At 43.0% G+C, this 21,721-nt stretch carries 20 protein-coding genes; 6 read left to right on the top strand and 14 right to left on the bottom strand.

The features are described from left to right. Positions 1 to 32 precede the first annotated feature (32 nt). From OCV20_RS06635 to OCV20_RS06655, 5 genes are all read right to left on the bottom strand, one after another. On the bottom strand, positions 33 to 1,439 hold the full coding sequence (locus OCV20_RS06635; protein WP_086774878.1) for a hypothetical protein: 1,407 nt from the start codon (positions 1,437 to 1,439) through the stop codon (positions 33 to 35). Positions 1,440 to 1,663: 224 nt separating this feature from the next. After that, positions 1,664 to 3,385 (bottom strand): heme ABC transporter ATP-binding protein/permease CydC, encoded by a 1,722-nt coding sequence (cydC, locus tag OCV20_RS06640; RefSeq protein ID WP_050652177.1) that lies wholly within the window; start codon positions 3,383 to 3,385, stop codon positions 1,664 to 1,666. Further along, the gene (gene cydD / locus OCV20_RS06645) at positions 3,378 to 5,162 is read right to left on the bottom strand and encodes a heme ABC transporter permease/ATP-binding protein CydD (protein ID WP_048613625.1); all 1,785 of its coding nucleotides are present in this window, start codon (positions 5,160 to 5,162) and stop codon (positions 3,378 to 3,380) included. The genes cydC and cydD overlap by 8 nt, the downstream gene beginning before the upstream one ends. 161 nt (positions 5,163 to 5,323) lie before the next feature. Next, positions 5,324 to 6,283 (bottom strand): thioredoxin-disulfide reductase, encoded by a 960-nt coding sequence (gene trxB, locus OCV20_RS06650; RefSeq protein ID WP_050052961.1) that lies wholly within the window; start codon positions 6,281 to 6,283, stop codon positions 5,324 to 5,326. A gap of 533 nt (positions 6,284 to 6,816) precedes the next feature. Beyond that, positions 6,817 to 7,365, bottom strand: a complete 549-nt coding sequence (locus tag OCV20_RS06655; protein WP_086774877.1) for a hypothetical protein — start codon at positions 7,363 to 7,365, stop codon at positions 6,817 to 6,819. Positions 7,366 to 7,531: 166 nt separating this feature from the next. Here OCV20_RS06655 and OCV20_RS06660 point away from each other — a divergent pair, with 166 nt between their 5' ends. Beyond that, the gene (locus OCV20_RS06660) at positions 7,532 to 7,681 is read left to right on the top strand and encodes a hypothetical protein (protein ID WP_157896351.1); all 150 of its coding nucleotides are present in this window, start codon (positions 7,532 to 7,534) and stop codon (positions 7,679 to 7,681) included. A gap of 45 nt (positions 7,682 to 7,726) precedes the next feature. On the opposite strand, the gene OCV20_RS06665 is transcribed toward OCV20_RS06660, so the two are convergent. The 3 genes from OCV20_RS06665 to OCV20_RS06675 form a co-directional block, all read right to left on the bottom strand. Continuing rightward, positions 7,727 to 8,536, bottom strand: a complete 810-nt coding sequence (locus OCV20_RS06665) for a DUF2971 domain-containing protein (protein WP_086774876.1) — start codon at positions 8,534 to 8,536, stop codon at positions 7,727 to 7,729. Between the two features lie 128 nt (positions 8,537 to 8,664). Next, the gene (locus tag OCV20_RS06670; protein ID WP_108721728.1) at positions 8,665 to 9,117 is read right to left on the bottom strand and encodes a hypothetical protein; all 453 of its coding nucleotides are present in this window, start codon (positions 9,115 to 9,117) and stop codon (positions 8,665 to 8,667) included. Then, complete coding sequence (locus tag OCV20_RS06675; protein ID WP_261881430.1) at positions 9,114 to 9,284, bottom strand: hypothetical protein; 171 nt, start codon at positions 9,282 to 9,284, stop codon at positions 9,114 to 9,116. The genes OCV20_RS06670 and OCV20_RS06675 overlap by 4 nt, the downstream gene beginning before the upstream one ends. A 59-nt stretch (positions 9,285 to 9,343) precedes the next feature. Here OCV20_RS06675 and OCV20_RS06680 point away from each other — a divergent pair, with 59 nt between their 5' ends. Further along, complete coding sequence (locus OCV20_RS06680) at positions 9,344 to 10,264, top strand: IS5 family transposase (protein ID WP_261881408.1); 921 nt, start codon at positions 9,344 to 9,346, stop codon at positions 10,262 to 10,264. Between the two features lie 35 nt (positions 10,265 to 10,299). On the opposite strand, the gene OCV20_RS06685 is transcribed toward OCV20_RS06680, so the two are convergent. From OCV20_RS06685 to OCV20_RS06700, 4 genes are all read right to left on the bottom strand, one after another. Beyond that, positions 10,300 to 10,590 (bottom strand): hypothetical protein, encoded by a 291-nt coding sequence (locus tag OCV20_RS06685; protein WP_086775891.1) that lies wholly within the window; start codon positions 10,588 to 10,590, stop codon positions 10,300 to 10,302. 436 nt (positions 10,591 to 11,026) lie between these two features. Next, the gene (locus tag OCV20_RS06690) at positions 11,027 to 12,343 is read right to left on the bottom strand and encodes a radical SAM family protein (protein ID WP_086775890.1); all 1,317 of its coding nucleotides are present in this window, start codon (positions 12,341 to 12,343) and stop codon (positions 11,027 to 11,029) included. A gap of 72 nt (positions 12,344 to 12,415) precedes the next feature. Then, entirely contained in the window at positions 12,416 to 13,336 is a 921-nt protein-coding gene (locus OCV20_RS06695; protein WP_086773621.1) for an IS5 family transposase, read from the bottom strand. A gap of 30 nt (positions 13,337 to 13,366) precedes the next feature. Continuing rightward, positions 13,367 to 14,128, bottom strand: coding sequence for a hypothetical protein (locus OCV20_RS06700; protein ID WP_261881431.1), 762 nt, complete (start codon positions 14,126 to 14,128; stop codon positions 13,367 to 13,369). A 985-nt stretch (positions 14,129 to 15,113) separates the two neighbouring features. On the opposite strand from OCV20_RS06700, the gene OCV20_RS06705 reads away from it, so the two are divergent. Then, positions 15,114 to 15,770, top strand: coding sequence for a 2OG-Fe dioxygenase family protein (locus OCV20_RS06705; protein ID WP_048607150.1), 657 nt, complete (start codon positions 15,114 to 15,116; stop codon positions 15,768 to 15,770). Then, a complete protein-coding gene (locus OCV20_RS06710; protein WP_086774846.1) occupies positions 15,754 to 16,989 on the top strand; it encodes a cysteine desulfurase-like protein in 1,236 nt (411 codons plus the stop codon). Before OCV20_RS06705 ends, OCV20_RS06710 begins: the two co-directional genes overlap by 17 nt. 133 nt (positions 16,990 to 17,122) lie before the next feature. Here the strand turns inward: OCV20_RS06710 and OCV20_RS06715 are convergent, their stop codons facing one another. Continuing rightward, complete coding sequence (locus tag OCV20_RS06715; RefSeq protein ID WP_086774845.1) at positions 17,123 to 17,794, bottom strand: type 1 glutamine amidotransferase domain-containing protein; 672 nt, start codon at positions 17,792 to 17,794, stop codon at positions 17,123 to 17,125. A 234-nt stretch (positions 17,795 to 18,028) separates the two neighbouring features. On the opposite strand from OCV20_RS06715, the gene OCV20_RS06720 reads away from it, so the two are divergent. Continuing rightward, the gene (locus OCV20_RS06720; protein ID WP_086774844.1) at positions 18,029 to 18,913 is read left to right on the top strand and encodes a LysR family transcriptional regulator; all 885 of its coding nucleotides are present in this window, start codon (positions 18,029 to 18,031) and stop codon (positions 18,911 to 18,913) included. A gap of 350 nt (positions 18,914 to 19,263) precedes the next feature. Further along, a complete protein-coding gene (locus OCV20_RS06725; protein WP_050052968.1) occupies positions 19,264 to 20,514 on the top strand; it encodes a sensor domain-containing diguanylate cyclase in 1,251 nt (416 codons plus the stop codon). Positions 20,515 to 20,647: 133 nt separating this feature from the next. Here OCV20_RS06725 and OCV20_RS06730 read toward each other — a convergent pair whose 3' ends face one another. Beyond that, entirely contained in the window at positions 20,648 to 21,472 is an 825-nt protein-coding gene (locus OCV20_RS06730; protein ID WP_086774843.1) for a DUF2797 domain-containing protein, read from the bottom strand. Positions 21,473 to 21,721 lie beyond the last annotated feature (249 nt).

Genomic DNA, 21,721 nt, shown 5'->3' on the forward strand with positions numbered 1-21,721 from the left:
TTTGTGCGTGCTAATTAGAGTTGTGACCCAAACTAGTTATTCGGGTAACCTGGAAACTTAGCTTTAAGGGCCGCACGAGTCGGGAAGTACTGCTCCATAAATTTCACCATCGCAGGGTCGTTCGCTTGTAGCTCTGTGAACGTTGCTGAACTTAACTCTTGCGCGTTGTAACCCTTATAGTTCAGGTCGTAGTAGGCATACAAAGAATAGGCTAGGTACTCTTGGTCGTATGACTCTGCGTCTAAATCTGCTTCGACAATCGTAGAGTCTTTACCGTTCGGAAAGTATGAGCCTGAAAGAATCGCTTTCTCATTCAGTTCATCTAACTCTTTCTGCATCACACCCCATTTCGACGAAGATGATTGCACCGCTAGGTTCATCACACCGTAATCGTGAACAAAGTGAATGATCTCTTCGAACGCAGCGTCTCTTTGAGTGACTAGATCCGGTTTATTCTCGCCTGTTGTTGTGTCAGTAGTTTCAGTCGCGAACAGATCTTGGAAGCGGTAATTTTCATCTAAGAAGTCACCGCCATCTCTGTCAGACCAATCTTCATCGTAAAAGAATCCCATGGTCGCTTTGCTGTCGTAAATTGCCTTAGTCACTTCAGCGGGGAAGTTATCAAGGTAGTACTGCATGATGTTTTTAACGTGAGCGACTTTTGCTTCAGAATTGTTTTTAGATTTATCTTCGATCAACAGCGGGATCTTATAACCATGAGCTTCTACGCAAGTTCGTTGCTTGATGCCATTTGTAAGCAGCTCACCTGTTGTATTTGAGATAACAGAACAGTCAGCTGTAGGCACTCGTGAGAATCTCTCTGAGGCGCTTTGAGCGAAGGATGGAACAAATTGGATGCCATTGCTCAAAGTGTTGCCAACACGAACATAGAGGTTCATAGGTCTCATTTGGTCGATATTAAATTTGTCACCAGTAGCATCAATAATGAATTGCTTATTGATGGTCACAGTGTCCACTTTTTTCCATCGAATGACGTTGTTTATGTCATTTTCAACCTCAGCGATAGCAAGCTTTTCAGGTGTCTTTGTTGAGTTAAAGTTCTCGTAGTAAATATCGAAATTTTCAACGTTAAACGTTTTACCCGCTGAGTTGGTTGCCGTCACTGAGAAGGTAATATCAGCATCGTTTTGGGTTTTGTAATTGCGCTTAGGAATGCCGTGAACTTGTGCGAAGCTGCCGCTAGATTTTAGATTATTACCATACTGAGTAATATCAATGTTCACGTTTTTGTCTGTACCCGCAGCAATCGATTTCACGCTGAATTGCAGTGAGTAATTGCTTCCTAAACTAACCACTGAGCTAGCGCTTGATGCATCGATTACATTCTTTGACGCGCTCGTGTTATTGCTGTCGCTGCCGCCGCATGCAGTTAGCATCGTAGTCAGAACAAGAGTTGGAATTGTGAGTTTGTATACCATAGGGGACCAAGTTATCTGCAAGCTATAAAGCCAGCATGTTACAAGAAATGGCATTTGCTCTTAGTAAGCTTTTGTAAGTAATGTATTAATATTGCTTACAAATAAGCAATAAGTGATTGGCGGTGATTATTTGTTTGAGCTGCTCGATACTAGAATCTCAGACAACAAAAAGCCCGAGCATAAACTCGGGCTTTGAATGGTTTTCTTTATAACTTATGAAGGAGCTAGATTGCCTGACGAAGTTGGAAGTAACGTCCTTCTTCGTTTAATAGCTTCTCGTGAGAGCCGTTTTCAACGATCTCGCCTTGTTCAATCAGAACAATAGAATCCATCGATTCCAGACCAATCAAACGGTGCGTGATGAAGATAACCGTCTTGCCTTCGAAGTGCTTCTCGAACAGCGTCATGATGCTTTGCTCTGTTTGCTTATCTAAGCCTTCTGTTGGCTCATCTAGAAGCAGGATAGGAGCATCATGAAGAATCGCACGTGCGATACCAATACGGCGCTTCTCACCACCAGACAGTTGACGACCACCATCACCTAACCAGCTATCAAGCGCGTTATTCTCAAGCAGTTTTTCTAGGCCAACGTCTTTTAAGATATTCGCTAAGTGATCATCGGTTGCTTCTGGTCTTGCAATCAACAAGTTGTCACGCAAAGTACCATTTAGAATGTCGACACGTTGGCTTACCACACTGATTGATTCACGAAGCTGTGATTCATTCCACTGAGTCAGTTCAATGCCCGCAATTGAGATGTAACCCTTCTTAGGATCCCAGTAGCGAGTCAGAAGCTGAATCAGAGTCGATTTACCAGAACCCGTTTGACCCACAATCGCAACCTTGTTCGTTGCAGGGATTGTCAGGTCGACAGCATTCAGAACATTGCGCTCAGAGTCAGGGTAGTTGAACGTCACGTTTGAGAACGTAATATCAAGTGGCTTGTTGATGTCGAGCTTCTCTTCAGCAAACTGAACTTCAGGCTCCGACAGAATAACTTCGTTCAAGCGACGAGCAGAAGACAGAGTTTGACCTAAATGCTGGAACGCGCCTGCGATTGGCATTAATAGCTCGAAGCTTGCCATAGTTGCGAATGCCATTAGTGCGATGAACGGGTCTGGTGCATTACCACCCACACCGTCAGCCGCAAGCCAAAGCATAAGAACCAGCGTCAAACCGTTGAACAGCATCAGTGCTGCTGACGCCATACCGGTTAGGTTAGCGTTCACAAACTGATTCGCCATCAGCTTGCGTTGCGTTTCTAGAATCGCATTACGGTAACGCTCTTCAGCACCGAACAGAGTCAGTTCGCTGTAGCCTTCAATCCAATCTAGCGTAGTGACACGAAGATCCGCTTTGTTCTGTGTCAGTTCACCACCGTTACGTTTCCCCAATTTGTAGAACAAGATTGGCCAAACCAACAGCATGATAAGAAGGATAGAACCTAAGATTAAACCTAGTGAGCTATCGAACCACATCAAGAACAGAGTCAGGAAGAAGATCCCGAACACACCCACCGTCACTGGGCTGACTAAGCGCAAGTACACGTGGTCCATGGCATCGACATCAGCAACCAAACGGTTCAGTAGGTCAGCATCACGAAGGTTTGAAATACGACCTGGGATCAGCGGAGCCAGCTTCTTGAAGAAGAAGATACGCAGATCAGTTAACAGTTTGAATGTCGCATTGTGGCTAACAACACGTTCACCCCAACGACCCGCAGTACGGCTCATTGCCAAACCACGTACACCACCGCCCGGCAGCATGTAGTTGAAGGTTTCACGTGCAATCGTAAGGCCAGCAACCGCAGAAGCTGAAATAAACCAACCTGATAGCGTTAACAAGCCGATAGAAGCCGACAGAGTAGCAAAAGCCAATAGCATGCCTAACGATAGGCCAAACCAATGCTTTTTATAGAGTTTCAGGTAAGGCAGTAAATCACGCATCTAAATTACCCTTATTATCTTGTTGAGCTAAGTTCGCGTTAAGCATCTCTTCAAATAAACCACCCGCAGTCGAAAGCTGAGAGTAATGACCTTGTTCAACCAGACCACCATCGCGCATAACCAGAATGTTATCGACCGATTTAAGCGGGGCAAGTTGGTGTGTTACAAGCAGGGCAGTGCGGCTTTCGATGTTGCTATTGATGCCTTTCATTACCAACTGTTCGCTACGAGTATCTAGGCTGGCAGTGGGTTCATCGAGCAACCAGAACTGACCGTCTTGAATCATTGCGCGAGCCAGAGCCAAACGCTGAGATTGACCCACAGACAGACCGCCAGAGCGATCAGAAATCATGTAATCCAAGCCGTGCTCATTTACGAATTCGTTAGCAAAAGACTGCTCAAGTGCATTCTCGACAACTTGGTCAGTGATATCGTGCTTACCTAGAGTGACGTTGTCACGAATTGTGCCGTGCAGTAGCAACGGGTTTTGACCAACCCAACTAATGGTTTTACGCCAAGAGGCCAAGTCTAAGTCACGCAGTTCAATGCCATTGATTTTCAAGCTTCCTTCATAAGGCATGAAACCAAGAATAGCGTTGATCAAACTTGTTTTACCCGCACCACTTGGGCCAACTAATGCAGTTGATTGGCGAGTATTCAGTGCGAACGAGATAGGGCCAACCAGTTGAACACCTTCAGGGCTTAATACTTTGAGATCTTGAGCTTCAATATTGATGCCTTGAGCCGGGTCGAGCTGAGTGTCGCCTGATTTAACCTTAGTGATGTCTGTTTCTAGGAACTCGACAATACTTTCGGCAGCGCCAACCGCTTGTTGCTTCGCGTGGTAGAAAGTACCTAAGTCACGCAGAGGTTGGTAAAACTCTGGCGCCAAGATAAGGATAAACAAACCTGCGAATAGCGTAATGCCTGCGCCGTAGTGACCGAAGTTAAGCTCACCAATGTAGGTGAAACCAAAGTAAACCGCTGTCATTGCGATAGAGATCGACGTGAAGAACTCAAGTACAGCAGAAGACAAGAAAGCGATTTTCAACACATCCATAGTACGCGTTCTGAACACTTCAGATGCACCTTTAAGTACCTCTGTTTCAGCGTTAGTGCGATCAAATAGACGGATGGTTGTCATTGACTGCAAACGGTCGTAAAAGTGACCAGAAAGACGTTGCAGTGCTTTGAAGTTTTTACGGTTTGCATCGGCTGCTTTCATCCCCACAAGTGCCATGAACATTGGTACCAGTGGAGCAGTAATCAAGAAGATCAGTCCTGCTGCCCAGTTTACTGGGAACACCACAACCAAAATAATGAATGGAATCATTACCGATAAAGACATCTGAGGTAAGTAACGAGAGAAGAAGTCTTGCATGTCTTCTACTTGTTCTAGTAATAGGGTTGCCCATGTACCCGCAGGTTTGCCTTTGATATAAGCAGGGCCTAACTCACGTAACTTATCAAGGATGAGTTGCCTGATGTAGACACGGATCTGTTCACCACAGCGATAACCTGCGATCTCACGTCCCCATGTACAGCCAGCACGGCCAACGACCGATAATGCCAAGCCTGCGAAATGACCAACCAGTTCAGATTTATCGACATTCTCGATGATCAGCTGGTGAAGAATAGAGGCGAGAAGAGCTGCTTGAGCAATTAAAAACACGCTTGAAAGTACGCCAAGGCTAATCGCAATCATAAGCCAGCGTTTCGCTAACTTACTCTGTTGCTTAAGCCACTTGTTCAAGCTGCGTTGTTTTTTCTTATCCATTATGAAGGCTTAATGATAATTATTATTTGTTGAGGGCGGGTAGTATACAAAAGAAAGCCCAGTGGATATACCGCTGGGCTCTAGGGATTTACAACAAATTGTGATGATGCCCTGCATCTACTGAGGCGAGAGCTCCGATAACCAAATCTGCAATCTCAGATTTACTTATCGTTAAGGCCATCTAGGAAGCGTTCAGCATCCAATGCAGCCATACAACCCGTACCTGCAGAAGTAATTGCTTGGCGGTAGTTGTGGTCCATTACATCACCTGCAGCGAACACGCCTGGGATGCTGGTTTGTGTCGCGTTACCTTCAAGGCCCGACTGAACGATGATGTAGTCATCTTTCATGTCCACTTGGCCTTTGAAGATTTCAGTGTTTGGTTGGTGACCGATAGCAATGAATGCGCCCATTACTTCGATGTCTTCTGTTTTGTCAGACTGAGTATCTTTAATACGAACGCCAGTTACGCCCATGTCGTCGCCTAGAACTTCGTCTAGCGTGCGATCAGTGTGTAGAACAATGTTACCGTTCTCTACTTTGTCCATTAAACGCTTCACTAGAATCTTTTCAGCGCGGAACGTGTCACGACGGTGAACTAGATGAACTTCAGACGCGATGTTAGATAGGTAAAGTGCTTCTTCAACAGCCGTGTTACCACCACCCACAACCGCTACTTTCTGGTTGCGGTAGAAGAAACCATCACACGTTGCACAAGCAGACACGCCGCGGCCTTTGAATGCTTCTTCAGACTCTAAACCTAGGTACTTAGCAGATGCGCCCGTTGAGATGATCAACGCATCACATGTGTACTCACCAGAATCGCCTTTAAGACGGAAAGGGCGGTTTGAAAGGTCTACTTCGTTAATGTGGTCGAACAGGATCTCTGTTTCAAAGCGCTCCGCGTGCTCTTTCATGCGATCCATTAGAGCTGGACCCGTTAAACCTTCAGCATCACCCGGCCAGTTTTCCACTTCTGTTGTGGTTGTAAGCTGACCACCTTGCTGCATACCGGTAACCAGTACTGGGTTTAGGTTTGCACGAGCAGCGTAAACTGCAGCTGTATAGCCAGCAGGGCCAGAACCAAGAATCAATAAATTACAGTGCTTTACGTCGCTCATGAGGACTCCGAAATTGAAATTGTTTTTATTTATAATCGCTTAGGATTGTATGGAAAATATGGAGGCAATAAAAGGTTAAACAAGGGCTGAAGTGTAATTAATCGTTATAGGTTAGAACTTAATCGAGACAAACGTTTTCGTAGCTGAAAGAACAGTGGAAGCACGCAAAGGCTTTAGGGTCTTGGAATGAGGGCTATAGCTGAGTTTAGTAAACTAGATGAGGTGTCATTCTACTAATCAAACTTACCTTACGTTGATTTGAAGTCGACCTTGAAGAAGCTTGTATGTTTTGGCTTGCACTAGGGAAGTTACGGCCTCTGAAACTCACAATTGGACAAAATCGAGTTTGGTTTTGTGCTAAATTATAAAAAATCGGATAGCTGTAGGTATGGAGAGGCCTAATTTAATATCCAATGATGATAGGGCGGATCAGATAATCCTTTTGTGCTCTTCAAACAAGATCACTACTATGAGAAAAGCTAACAACAAGCCGTAAATTATAATTAATGAGAGGCTTTCCAACAAAACCTACCTCAGCTATGACTGATAATCGCTGCTTCTGTTGCTAATTTGAGCGTGGTGATTTTATCACTAGTCATCTCAAAGCTACTTTCATATTTATTCGTTGAAGCTACTCGAAGTTGACGCTCGACAGACATCAGATCACCAATAACTCTACGTAACTTAGCTGCTGACATACGAATCTGTTTCATTATTTGCATCACCGACGCCCCTGAAACGATAACGCAACCACTCATTGCGTAATACTTTGCATTGAGAATCATTTCAAACTCTCGGATACAACTATTAGCAACAAACAGCTCATCGATAGTCAAGCTGTCAAAGTAGCTCTCAACATGCGCTGAAAGCTCTATCTCACGATAAACCTCCCTTAGCTTTTGGGCTTGACCATCTAGTTGACCAATAATAATATTGACTAATTCATAGTTTTCATCTGATAGATAAAATTCGTCATTTTTATACTCTGAACCTTCCAGACTAAGTTCCATAGCTTTAGCAATCATACCGCTTATACTATCATTCGCACTGCCATCAAAAGCTGCCCTGATAATTTTACTCATACCGTGCCTCTTGTTTATTGCGACCTCAAAAGTATTATAGGGATATATTGGTAAAATGATAAGCTTGGCTAATCCAGCCTATGTAGGTTCTAGACAAAAATGCGTTTTGGCAAATCGAACATTAGCAATTCATTAATAACTAGAGATATGGCAAAAGGAAATTGACGTGCGGAACGCAGCGGATGGTGTGTCGAAACCTCTGCCTTACGAAGACCGCACTCGCCTTGAGAAAAGCATCAAAGCCGCTACCCTCCTAGAGCAGATCGCACAATTTACTTATATAGAGGCTCGGGCTTGTTCAACACTCGGGATTTAGTGTTAGCTGCGCAACACCTTAATCCTTATTAGTTAGCCTTCTGTATTAGCGAGTCTTTCTATTTAAGTTGTACATATTTATGTACTTACTATAATTTTTTTCATCGTAATCAACAATATCAAGTTTAAATTGATGAGAATGGACATATGCTTCACGAACTTTTATGCCAAGGTTTCTACACTTTTCATAAACCTCTTTTTTTGTAGCCACAGGCATTTGGCAGCCTAATACTATTGATTTTATCATTTGCGGCTCTAGAGCATAGAAATACATATCTGACTTCGGAGGAGCCGTAGCTAAATCAATAGGCAATAACAAACGATGCTCTTGCTCGTATTCCCACTCTGGGGATTTAACAAACCACGATTCGGTATCGTATTCAAGCTCGCTTGGCTCAATGTAAGTTGGACGCTCAAGTGTATATTTAACTTTTCGTAATTCACCTATATTTTGGTAGTGGTCATACATTTTTTCCCCAAAAAAATTGGTGGCATTCTTATATTTCCCGGTAAAAAACTCAGCAGTCTTATCAAGCTCTATACATATACCTTCATGATTGTTAGCGTAGTGCGCCCACATCAAAAGATTGCTTTCATCTGAAGCGAAACATAACACTCCAACGCTTGCCCTGACACCAACTTGCGCGTCCCAAGCCATATCGTAATACGCAGCCCCATCAGATAATGTACTAGAAAGTGACATTATTAAATCATGTTCTTCTTTATCAACAGAACTTAGGTAATTGCCCATAACCATTTCAAATGGGTCGTTGAATTCACCAAATCTAGATAATTTTAAAAAGAAATTATCAAAGAACTCAGGTCTATATTGTGTGTATTTGAAAACTGACGTCACAAATGAAATCCATGTGAAGAAAAAGGCTAACGCCTCACTAAGAGGCGAGTAATTGTTGGCTAAAATGTGAAGCGAAGCAGAACCGAGCCAACAGTTACGAGTCCTGCTTTAGTGACTTGTTAGAGCTACTAGCCACCTAAGCCTAATAAAACACCGCCACCAGACATAGAATTTCCTGAAAAGGAACCGTTTGGCATATGCATATTCTTAGCATCACCATAGAGATTTAAACCTATTGGTCTAAGATCCATATTTTCCACAACAGCTTCACTATTTGATACATTCCGAACTTTCAATACTTGCTTACCTTGAATAGTGATAATTATTGAACCATCAATTTCTTTAACCTCAACAGCAGGAAACTTTGAAACTGAATTCTCAACGATTGACACAAACTCCATTTTTTCAGGATTACTGATCGCTTGAAGCCAAACCTGTGGTTTTTCCCCGTAACCAATAATTAAAGGTAATGCTCCTGCTAATTCAACCAAATGCCCACCACCTATTAATGAATTACTACAGATAGTTAGCTTTTCGTATGGCTGATATGAAGATGGGAGATTATTTCTTGTATAAGTCATTCGTTTTCTCCCGATACAACTTGTCTTTGTTTTGGAGCCGTATTGAAGTGCTCTTTGATCTCTTTCATTACTCGTTTTCTGTCGTTGGGCAGAGCTAAACCTACTAAATATAGAACGATGGAAATAGCGACACCTGCACCTAATGCAGGCTTTGTTGCGTAATTCAATGGAACTAAATCAAGAACCTACGATCTGATCAGCTACCTCCACTCTATCTCGTAGTCCTATGCCTAAGCCTCGTTATAAAACAACCAACTGGAAGCAATACAACCGATCACTCATTAACCGTGGTTCTCTGACTTTTTGGATTGATGAAGAAGCAATAAGCGGATGGGCGCAAAGCAAACAGAATAAGCGCGGTAGGCCGCGTCGGTTCAGTGATTTAGCTATCACGACAGCACTCATGGTCAAACGAGTTTTTTCTATGCCATTGAGAGCGCTGCAAGGATTTATCGACTCGATATTTAGGTTAGCCCATGTACCGTTAAGTTGTCCGCATTACACCTGCATCAGTCGTAGAGCCAAGCAAGTTGAGGTTTCATTTAAGACTAAAACGAGAGGAGCGATACAGCACCTAGCCATTGATGCTACTGGCCTTAAGGTTTATGGCGAAGGTGAATGGAAAGTCAAAAAACATGGGACGGATGGCAAGCGTAGAGTCTGGCGAAAGCTGCATATTGCAGTCGATACCAACACTCATGAGATCATTGCCGCCGAGCTAAGTTTATCGACGGTTACAGATGGAGAAGTACTCCCGAACTTACTGAAACAAACACGCCGAAGTATCCTTGAGGTGTCTGGTGATGGCGCTTACGACACGAGAGCGTGTCACGCTGCTATTAAGATTAAGGGAGCTATTGCGCTTATTCCCCCAAGAGAAGGGGCTGCCTTCTGGGAGCGTGGTCACCCTCGAAATCTCGCCGTGGGTTGCCAGAAATTATACGACTCAAATAAGTATTGGAAAGAGCGGTATGGATACCACAAACGTTCACTCTCAGAAACAGCGATGTATCGAGTTAAACAGTTGCTAGGAGGGAAACTGAGCTTAAGAAATTACAATGCCCAGGTGGGTGAAACTTACGCGATGATAAAAGCGTTGAACAAGCTTACTGGGTTAGGTATGCCTGAAACTTGTCGTATTGACTAAGAAACAAGCGAAACGGGTTGGCTCTATCTCTAAATTTAATTACGCAACAAAGCCCCTAATGCAATCCATTCTCCAATGTAAATCTGTTGTTCTACTCCAGCTATAGTTGTTGCACCTTTACCCAAGATATTAAAACCAAAACCTACAGTAGCCAACAAAATGCTATTAGCCCAATTAAATGTTACCGGTTTACCATTTTTGATATGCTCGAAATCTAAAGCTGTCAATGGATAGTCTGCCTGCCAAGTTCCTATGCTAGCTCCAGATATCAATCCATGAACTGGTATCGTTTCACTTATTTGTTGATTCTCGATTCGACTACTCATTCATAATTCCATGCCGATATAGTTTATGTAGCTCTAACAGCTTATTAAGAAGGAAGTTTCCTTGATTAAAAATGGAGTTTTTCCTCTTATCACGCTTTTGTTGCAGATAACACTAGCACCTTTTATCAATGCAATCAGTCAGATAATGCACATACTGACATCAATGTAGGCAATAACTTGTGGAAAGAGGGAATTATCCCTCTTTTTGATCTTTCTAATGGTGAATGGGTCGAGTCTGGCTTTTATACAATTCATTAGATTATCTATAGTAAAAAGCCTGCTGAGGGTTGTTCTCTTATAATCGCCAGCACGTCAAGGGGAAGAAACAAGTTAGAGTAAAAACAAATATAGGTCTTTGGCATAATAAGAAATAATGAGACTCACTCTTCAAGGGGACCAAAAAGCCCGATGATAGAGCCATGTATTACATAACGATCTAAAGAAATGACACTTCACTTAACTGCTTTCTTTTATTCAAGATATTGTATGATTTCGAAGTCGACTGAATATATTGACTATTCAGATCACGTATATCAGAGTATTTTGAAGCCGTTCTAACAAAAACAGGTAAATCATAGTTATCCACTTCATTTGTTTTTTCAATACCATCGAAATACTCGGGATTGTAAACACCTAACTTTCCAGCCCACATCTCTCGGAGATAGCTCAACCATTCGGGTTGGGCTGTGTCTATAATGGAAAGTCGAGCCTTTGAATTCAGATAGGTAGATATCGCACTATTGGGGACCCATCCAGATAGGTAATCTTTAAAATATAACTTTTCGCCTATAGACTTTGATTTTGCTAATGAGACGATGTTAGCCGTGAAATAATTAGCATTTTCTAAATACAAGTTTGAAGCAGCACAGCATGCATTGCCATCCGAGTGTAGAAGCAAGTCATTATCCGCAAAACCAAAACTCATACCTTTAGACCTAGTTTGAGCTGCTATTTCTGTTAAGTTAGGCACTCTATAGCTAGCTGGAAGTATGTATTCTCTCCCCTGTTTTAATGCGCCAAGTTTTTTATAATAACCAATGGGGTTCCCTTCCAATATGTCGATTAACTTACTGCCAAACTTTTTGTTTGCATCTATAGGGCACTTTAAATACTCAGCAGAAATGTGTTTTACACTAGACGAAGCGGCTAAATCTAGAACGTGACTGAAGAACTTCTCATGTCCCGGAATTATTGGCTGAAACCTAAAGCAAACTGGAATACCTTCACTATCAAGTACCTTAGCGGACTTTGCCAGGTCCTCTATTGCTACACATCCTCTATCGATTCTATGTCTTTGTTCAAAATCGACTATCGTCGTCGAAAATCTGACATAAGTGTTTGAGCCAGAAACTACCTCTAAATATTCATCACGGGTTATTTCGTCACTTTTTGTACTTACAATAACTGGGTAATTAAACTCTTTTAGAATTTTTAAATACTCTAATGTGACTTTTTCTCTAGATTCTAACTTTGTAAATGGATCAGACATGCCACCCAGTTGGAAAGGAACTCTACGCTCTATTAGTTCATCAAGAGCTGAACTGACTTTACCGTTAGATACCCGAGTTAGCCTATCTAGAAGAGAAGATGGGTTACCAATTTTCAACTCTCCCCGTCGGCCAAAGCCTTGTCTTGTTGATGCAAAACAATACTCACAAGAAAACTGACATCGGTTATAAGGGTCTAATCGAAGTGGAGTAGCACAGAATCCAACTTGACTAGTTAGACCCGCATAATATTTATATGACTTCATTTGTTCCTTACTTCTAGTGGCTTTGTTGCGTAATTAAATTTAGAGATAGAGCCAACCCGTTTCGCTTGTTTCTTAGTCAATACGACAAGTTTCAGGCATACCTAACCCAGTAAGCTTGTTCAACGCTTTTATCATCGCGTAAGTTTCACCCACCTGGGCATTGTAATTTCTTAAGCTCAGTTTCCCTCCTAGCAACTGTTTAACTCGATACATCGCTGTTTCTGAGAGTGAACGTTTGTGGTATCCATACCGCTCTTTCCAATACTTATTTGAGTCGTATAATTTCTGGCAACCCACGGCGAAATTTCGAGGGTGACCACGCTCCCAGAAGGCAGCCCCTTCTCTTGGGGGAATAAGCGCAATAGCTCCCTTAATCTTAATAGCAGCGTGACACGCTCTCGTGTCGTAAGCGCCATCACCAGACACCTCAAGGATACTTCGGCGTGTTTGTTTCAGTAAGTTCGGGAGTACTTCTCCATCTGTAACCGTCGATAAACTTAGCTCGGCGGCAATGATCTCATGAGTGTTGGTATCGACTGCAATATGCAGCTTTCGCCAGACTCTACGCTTGCCATCCGTCCCATGTTTTTTGACTTTCCATTCACCTTCGCCATAAACCTTAAGGCCAGTAGCATCAATGGCTAGGTGCTGTATCGCTCCTCTCGTTTTAGTCTTAAATGAAACCTCAACTTGCTTGGCTCTACGACTGATGCAGGTGTAATGCGGACAACTTAACGGTACATGGGCTAACCTAAATATCGAGTCGATAAATCCTTGCAGCGCTCTCAATGGCATAGAAAAAACTCGTTTGACCATGAGTGCTGTCGTGATAGCTAAATCACTGAACCGACGCGGCCTACCGCGCTTATTCTGTTTGCTTTGCGCCCATCCGCTTATTGCTTCTTCATCAATCCAAAAAGTCAGAGAACCACGGTTAATGAGTGATCGGTTGTATTGCTTCCAGTTGGTTGTTTTATAACGAGGCTTAGGCATAGGACTACGAGATAGAGTGGAGGTAGCTGATCAGATCGTAGGTTCTTGATTTAGTTCCATTGAATTACGCAACAAAGCCACTTCTAGTATCCAGTCCCAAACGAAACCAGCACCATTACATATGTGTTGGCCTAGGACCCACAAAAAGAGCACTAAACTAATTATCAATAGTATCTTTATTATGAACCTAGCTGGATAGTAGCTTTCCGAATATCTGCCGAATAGCTCATAGAACACATCCTTTTCAGAACTCTCATCATGTGTAGTCTGTACTATTGGCATTCCAAATTCATAGGACTGACCGTCTACTCTAAATTTAATTACGGTCTGCTTCTCGTTAACTTCAGGCTCATCACACAAGTTTTTATCCAAATTAACGTCCAACTTGGTGAGATACTTTTTTTTACTTAGCCGTTCAACTAATTTTTTCTTTTGATTTATGTTTGCGCTTTTTAATAAGCCATGAGCTTCCCAAGCTAGCCATCTTGGGTGATTGTTGTATGAACTGTACTCAGAAAAACTACTGTATTTTTGGACGAATTTGGGGCAAAAAAGCTTAAACAACCCCAAAGCTATCACAAAAGATAGAGAAGACAGCCAGAGTAGTTGCCAATGAAATGGAAGAGTTAGTTCAATATTATGCGTAACACCCATTAGAGTAATGGGTAAAGGAGTTGGGAGTTGGTTTATAATCCCCGCAATTACTGGGACTAATGAGAACCACACAACAAGATACCTAAGTATGATTAGTTGAAAGAAAGTTTGGTATTCTTCCCATCTATCTACTTTCATTTAGAATTCCTTTATCTTTTAAGGCCGCTTATCACACCATATGCTAGGATTTTACAGCAAACTAATATTAAACAATATCTTAAACACTAAACAAAATGCATGCTGACAAACTGTTACGGCACCTTTCCTTTGAACGAAGTCATTATCATATTAATTTAACTACAAATCAAAAACTTAAGAGGGGGCATGGTTAATCAGCAAAGTGTGACAAAGTTTATAAAACTGATTTATCACCAGTTCAGATTATATTGGGTAGTGGAGAATATACTAACAGGGTGTGAATGAGTAAAAGCTCTAACGCATAATGGGGCATAAACGTGTTAGCGAAAAGTCTCTAACATTTGTGAGCACTTAACTATGTTCTGGCAGTCAAAAAACACTAAGTCAACTCCGTTCGTAATATTCGACTTCAAGCGCTTTCAAAAATTGAAGACCAGTGAAGTCCCAACCCCAAGAAGAAATAAACCATTTGAGGGCGGCCGAGTTCCCCCCGAACTCGACCTGTTCCAGACGCGCAAGCAAAGGCGTTTGGTTTCTGGCGTACTCATAAATTAACCAATTTCAGTTTGTTGTGTAAATAATCAATAGCTTGCCAATTGATAGGTAGGTCGTATTTCGTTGTGCAAAAGCATAGAAATGAATGATGGCGAGCGTGATGCCTGAACTCAGGCAAGGAGGCTGGCGTATTAAAGGGCAAGGGCTGGCACAATATGAAACCTGGCTTGGTAGTTGATAATGTCGTTAAATTTAAATTTGTAGGTATTTATAACTAGCTAGTGGAGTGTGCTAGTTTTAAGAGTTGGTCATCTTTTATTCTGGTGTTATACACTGCTTTTTATTTCTCGATTGGATTTAGTGTCTGAATTATTAAATCTGACGGGATAAATGATTGTTTAATGTTGATTTGGCAAGATCTTCAAGTATCCTTTATGTAAATAAAACGTTAAATATCGAAAGTTAATTAACAATCATTAAGGAGTCGATGATGTTACATGCTCACGAAAATACCCTACATATTACCCACCTCAGTAACCACGCGGTTAAGGAGTTGTCACCTTCATTCTCTAAGCTACCAAGCACAGAGCATGCGGATGGCCAGTTCCGATTGAGAAGGTACTCAGTGGTTGAATTCAGTAATGGACAAGTCGTTGAGCTAGACAAACATAACTTTGTTCAGTCTGAAGACATTAATCACTTTCAAGGTGACGTTGTTCGCCAGTTCGAGCCGATTGAAGCACAAATCCTAAGCAGCGAAGGCATGCAAGAGATGTGTGAACTGTTTATTGAAACTAACGGGCTTGAAGACGGACAAGAAATCGAAATCCATCAGATCCGTATCGCTGCAATTTTTGAAGAAACTCAGGTTGCACCGGAAGGTGTTCACCAAGATGGTTTTGACCACATCGCGATCATTGGTGTTACTCGCCACAACATCGTTGGTGGTGAAGTGATGCTGTATCAAGATAGCCACGAAGCACCATTCTTTAGAAAAGTGTTAGGCGATGGTGAAGTGGCAATGCTTGCTGATAGTAAGCTCTGGCACAATGCACAACCGATTCGTACCATAGACCACGGCGAGATGGGCTACATGGATGTGTTTGTTCTAACGGCTAAGGATGCGCGCAATGTCCTTCACTCTTAATGATGTGCGCCAACAGTTTAGCGCGTTAGGCCAATATCATAATGGCAAGCCAGTCACTTTCTTTGATGGGCCGGGCGGATCTCAGGTGCCTGAGAATGTTTTAGCATCAATGACCGAATACCTAGGGCATTTCAATTCAAACCTAGGCGGGCACTATTTTTCTAGCCAAAAGACCACAAGCTTAATGCAGCAAGCGCGAGAAGCGGCGCAAGCACTGCTTAATGCGGAGTCTTCTGGCAACGTTGTGTTCGGCGCTAACATGACATCGCTGACCTTCCAACTGAGCCGAGCGATCAGCCGAGATTGGAAAGAGGGCGATGAAGTTATCGTCACGGCGTTAGATCATTATTCGAATGTATCGAGCTGGCAGCAAGCGGCAGATGACAAAGGCGCGATCGTTCGCCAAGTTCGTGTCGATGAATCAGATTGCAGCCTAGACATGGCGCACTTTGAGTCTTTGCTGAACGAGAAAACCAAACTTGTCGCGGTGACGTTTGCTTCGAACACGACGGGCTCGATTGTCGATATGGCGAAAGTTATTGAACTTGCACATCAGCATGGTGCGCAGGTTTATGTCGATGCCGTGCATTACGCGCCACACCACTTGATTGATGTTCAACAACTGAATTGTGATTTCTTAGCGTGTTCAGCTTATAAGTTCTTCGGCCCGCATGTGGGCATTGCTTATATTGCACCTCAATGGCTACACACGTTAAAGCCTTACAAGGTTGAGCCAGCGACAAACATTGGCCCAGGCCGTTTTGAAACAGGTACGCAAAGCTTTGAAGGCCTTGCCGGTGTGATTGCAGCAGTAGATTACTTGGCGCAGTTTGGTGAGCCAACCGATTCATTGCGTTCTCGTTTAGAGCAAAGCTACGTGCTTTATAATAAGCATGAAAGCCAACTGAGTGAGTACTTCCTGAAACGCTTGTCTGATCTTGAAGGGGCAAAACTTTACGGGAAAACAGAGTTTGACTCGAATCTAAGAACGCCAACCTTTGCGGTTACCTTTGAAAACCATTCTCCAGAGTTCATCGCTAAGAAGTTAGGTGAGCATAATATCTGTGTGTGGAATGGTCACTTCTACGCATTAGGGTTGGTGAAGCAGTTGGGTATTGAAGAGCAGGGCGTGGTGCGTATTGGTTGTATGCATTACAACTCTATTGAAGAGATCGACTTGCTGTTTAATGTGCTTGAAGGGATCTTGCGAAGCCACTAGCAGAAGTAATTAGCAAGAAGCCACTAGCACTTAATAGCGACAGAATTAGAAAAGAGCATGCTTCTCTCAATAATATTGAGGTGGAAGTATGCTCTTTTTGTTTCATGAACTTATATCTGTTTAGTAAAGTCTACTAAGACAGCTGCTTAACCAGAGCTGCACCTACTGCGTGTGCGCTGGTTGGGTTTTGGCCTGTAATCACTCGCTCATCAACAATCACAAGTTCTTGCCAAGGTTGAACCTTGTTGAAACGCGCAGCGCTGCGAGCAAGCGACTCTTCCAGTAGGAATGGAATGTCGTTGATGGTGCCAAAGTCGATCTCTTCTTCACGTGTAAAACCAGTTACCGATTTAGAGCTTAGTAGCTTCTCGCCGTTGCTCAGAACAATCGGAAGGAGCGCCGCAGGGCCATGACATACTGACGCAATCACACCACCATCTTCGTAATGCTTAGCCGCAATAGCAGCGAATTGCTCATTGGTTGCTAGGTCTGAAAGCAAACCGAATCCACCTGGGTAGAAGATAGCATCGTAGCTTTCTGCATTAATTTGGCTTACCGGAATCGTATTGTTGATGCGGTTCTGGAAATCATCATCAGCCAAGATCTCGGCGTTTACTGAATCCCCTTCAATATCGGTTCCGTACAATGGGCCTTTACCACCCTTGATAGAAGCGATGTCGTACTCAAAACCCGCAGCAATGATCTCTTTGAGAGCATGAGTCAGTTCAGGCGCGTAAGTCCCGTTCGCTTGGTCTGTATCGCCTAGTGTTGCGTGGTTAGTTACAGGTATTAGTATTTTTTTCATGATTCGTCCCTTTGAGCACGTTTGTTGGGGTTCAGCGTCGTTGTTGAGACATCCGCGTTTATAAGACAGACATCCGGTTTTATTAATAGAGATACCGCTGTTTCGTTACCTGTAATATTAGTAGTAAACCATTTGAGTGATAATATGCCGAATAGACAAAACATTATTGCTATATAGCAATAGTCGAATGAGAATTAATCGGATGTGAATTCGTTAGATGTAAACAGGTGAAGTATGGACAGCTTTGAAGGGATTAATGAGTTTGTTGCGGTAGCCGAGTGTCACGGCTTTTCTGCAGCAGCAAAACAACTGGGCTGCAGTACCAGTCATGTCAGTCGCCAAGTTTCAAGGTTAGAAGAGAGAGTGGGTGTGGCGTTGCTTGCACGCTCTACACGAATGGTAAGCCTGACCGAATCGGGTCACACCTATTATCAGCAGTGCAAAGACTTAGTAATAGGGCTTCAGCAAGCGAACGAGCAAGTGACTTCTCAACAAACTCAGCTTAGCGGTACTTTGCGTGTGAGTGCCGCAGGTGCGTTTGCCGAGAATTATGTTGCGGCGGCGTTGATGGAGTTTGCCAAAGATCATCCTGAGCTCACCATCGAAATGAACTTCAATACTAAGATGGTTAACTTCATCGAAGATGGTATCGACTTCGCGATTCGTTATGGTCGATTGGACGATTCAGGTTTGGTGGCAAGAAAGCTCGTCGATCGCCCGATGGCGGCCGCAGCCAGTAAAGACTATATAGAACAATTTGGTACGCCCACTCATCCTGAGCAGTTAAAAATGCACAGCTGTATTATCGCTAACAGTGATCAGTGGCTATTCGAGAAAGAGGGCAAACCGTTAAATGCAGTGCGAGTGCACGGGCGCTGGCGCAGTAACAATTCGAGCGCAGTACTGAAAGCATGTGAAGAGGGGCTTGGTGTTGTCTACCTACCCAAAAGTAGTTTCAATGGCGACCTAACCAATGGAAAGCTTGTCCCGGTGCTTGAAGAGTATTGGGGAGCAGGAACCAGCAGTTGGGTCGTATATCAAAACCGCCGTTTTTTACCCCAGAGAGCACGGTTGGCGATCGACTTCTTAGTCGCTTATTTTTCGGATTGGAATGAATAATCGACTAGGTTTCAAGCGAACAGCCAACAAGATAAAAGTGAATAATGAACGGGTTTGAAAAGAGTTGTGATTAGCGCTAGCTACCTAAGTTAACGCCCAAAACAGAAAAGCTAATACTTACATAGATATACGTTATCTTTTTTTGTTTTTTGACGCGCGTAATAGGATTGAGAGACTTGTCTACTTTTGATAACTGGTGTTAGCGATTGAATTGTAGAGAAGCCCGCAACAGTACGATATACTAGATACCATATTAATGTCCCTAACGCGTGATAGATTCTGTGGAAGCGTTGGCAGGATGTGTTGTTATGCTCCAGTTTATGAAGTGTAGCTAGAGTGCGGAGTTGGCAATGTCTTCAATAAATTTCGAATCCACGTACGGTGTAATAACTATTCAAGATATGAATGTAGTTAGTGTTGACGCTAACTATGCTCGCATCTATGGATACCAATCGCCCGAAGAACTACTTTCTAATATCGATAGCTTTCTAGATTTAATCTCAGAAGATTATCATGTTCTCGCCTATCAAAATTACCTTGAAACGGTCAGTGGTCAACGCGACCCTCAGGTTCACACCTATACCAATGTTGATCGAAATGGCAGAGAGTTCACCGTGTTTTCTATCGACCATGTGACGGAGTGGCAGGGAAGACCTGCACTGCAAGTCACGGTGATCGATCTTTCTCCTGCGATTCAGCTGCAAAATGCGGTGCGTGAGCAAGATAAGATGTATCACGACATGATCATGCAATCTGGGCAGGGCATCTTAGTTCACCGAGATTTCAAACCGCTGATGGTTAATCAATCTTGGGTCAACATGCAAGGCGCTGCCTCCATCGAGCAAGTATTAGAGTTGGACTCTATCCTTGAACTGGTACCAAAACAGAATACCGATGGTATCAGCAAGCACTATCACGCGATCGTGTCGGGTGAGTTGTCAGGTACTAGTACCGTGGTTGAAAACATTGGCTTTGACGGCGTTCATCGGTTCTTCAATATTTACGACAATGCGATTACTTGGAAAGGTCAGCCAGCGGTTCAGGTTGTGCTCGAAGATGTGACGCAAAAGGTGATGTTGGAAAAGCAACTGGTTCACCAAGCGAACTACGATGAAATGACCGACTTACTTAACCGCAGAGCGATTTATGAGTGGTTGAGAGAGCACATGTCCTCTAACAACTACCTTGTATGTATGCTGCTGGATATCGATGATTTTAAGTCGATTAATGACACTTACGGTCATATGGTTGGTGATGAGGTTATTTGTGCTTTGGCTAATATTACCAAGCGCAATGCCGAGAAAGTCGGTGGAGTCGCAGGCCGTTGGGGTGGTGAAGAGTTCATTATATTTATCCCAAATGCGTCTCTTGAAACAGCACACGAGGTGTCAGAAGGAGTTCGCCAACAGTTCCATCAAGTCGAGTTCAAAATCGATGAACAGATTCGATTTAATTCGAGTGTCAGTATCGGAATCAGTGATAGCCGAGCCTGTGAAGACGGTGTCACGATTGATGCACTCGTGAATTTAACCGATCAGTCTCTCTATCGTGCGAAAGCCAAAGGTAAGAATTGTGTAGACGGAGATGTGGTTGCGCTTTAACGCTTATAACCGTTATCCAATGGCCAATAGAATCGACAACGAAAAATGCCCTCAAGTCATCACTTGAGGGCATTTTAGTTTTTGGCTATTCACTGAACGCTTCTCACTATGAGAAACGCTTAAGTTCTACAAATTATGCAGATACTTCCACTTCGTAAGAACCAAATTTACGGATGTTAATCACACCAGTATCTAGGATAAGGTATTGGCCTTTAATGCCTTGAAGTACGCCAGTCACCTCAGGGTTCTTATCAAAGTTGTGTGACACAATCTTCACTGGGTGTTGCTCAACTGGGTAGCTCAGTGAAGTGATATTTTCGCTCAGAATCTCGATTGCATCGTCACCAAACTTTGCTCTGATCTCTTGGATTTTATCCTCAACCAATGGCAACAGTTCTTTGGCTTTTTCTACCAACTCCATATCGCCGCCGTCGCCTTTAAGCAGCGTGCGCCAGTTGGTTTTGTCAGCAATGTGCTTTGCTAACTCAACTTCGATCAGGCCAGAAATCTGACGTGTTTTTACCTTCAAGATAGGCAAACCCTGAGTCGCGCCTTGGTCAATCCAACGGGTAGGGATTTGAGTATGACGAGTGATACCCACCTTTAGGCTTGATGTGTTCGATAGGTAAACGAAATGATCAACCATGCAGTTCTCTTCGCCCCATTGAGGCTCACGACAAGTGCCTTCATCGTAGTGGCAAGTCTCTGGTTTCATGATGCACATGTCGCAGCTTGCTAGCTTTTTCATGCACACAAAGCAGTGGCCTTGAGAGTAGCTTTTCTTGGTTTTCTTACCACACGAACAACAAAAAATATTGCCGGTATGGGTAAGGTTGATGGTTTTACCAATCAGAGGGTTTAGCTCTACAAACTCTTCACCTACAGGTAAACGGTAAGTAACCGCACCATCAAGGGAAGCACTCATCTTCTTGAGTGTTCCTTTTGCTAATAAAGACATGACATTACTCGTAGTATTTTGATTATTATTTCGTCCACTCGCTCGCCTTGTGAACAGGCGATACGGTTAACGATGATTTGCGATGAGTATAACAAATAGAGTCTGCTTTTATACGCAATATTGCTCGATTATTGCGATGGATAATTGATGGTAAACACTCAGTTTAAATTATGGTATGACATTTTGTTCAGGCGTGATATAACGCTTTTAAGTGGATTATTGGCATCAATATCACTAATCCACTCAGGT

Source organism: Vibrio coralliirubri (assembly GCF_024347375.1).
GTDB lineage: Bacteria > Pseudomonadota > Gammaproteobacteria > Enterobacterales > Vibrionaceae > Vibrio > Vibrio coralliirubri.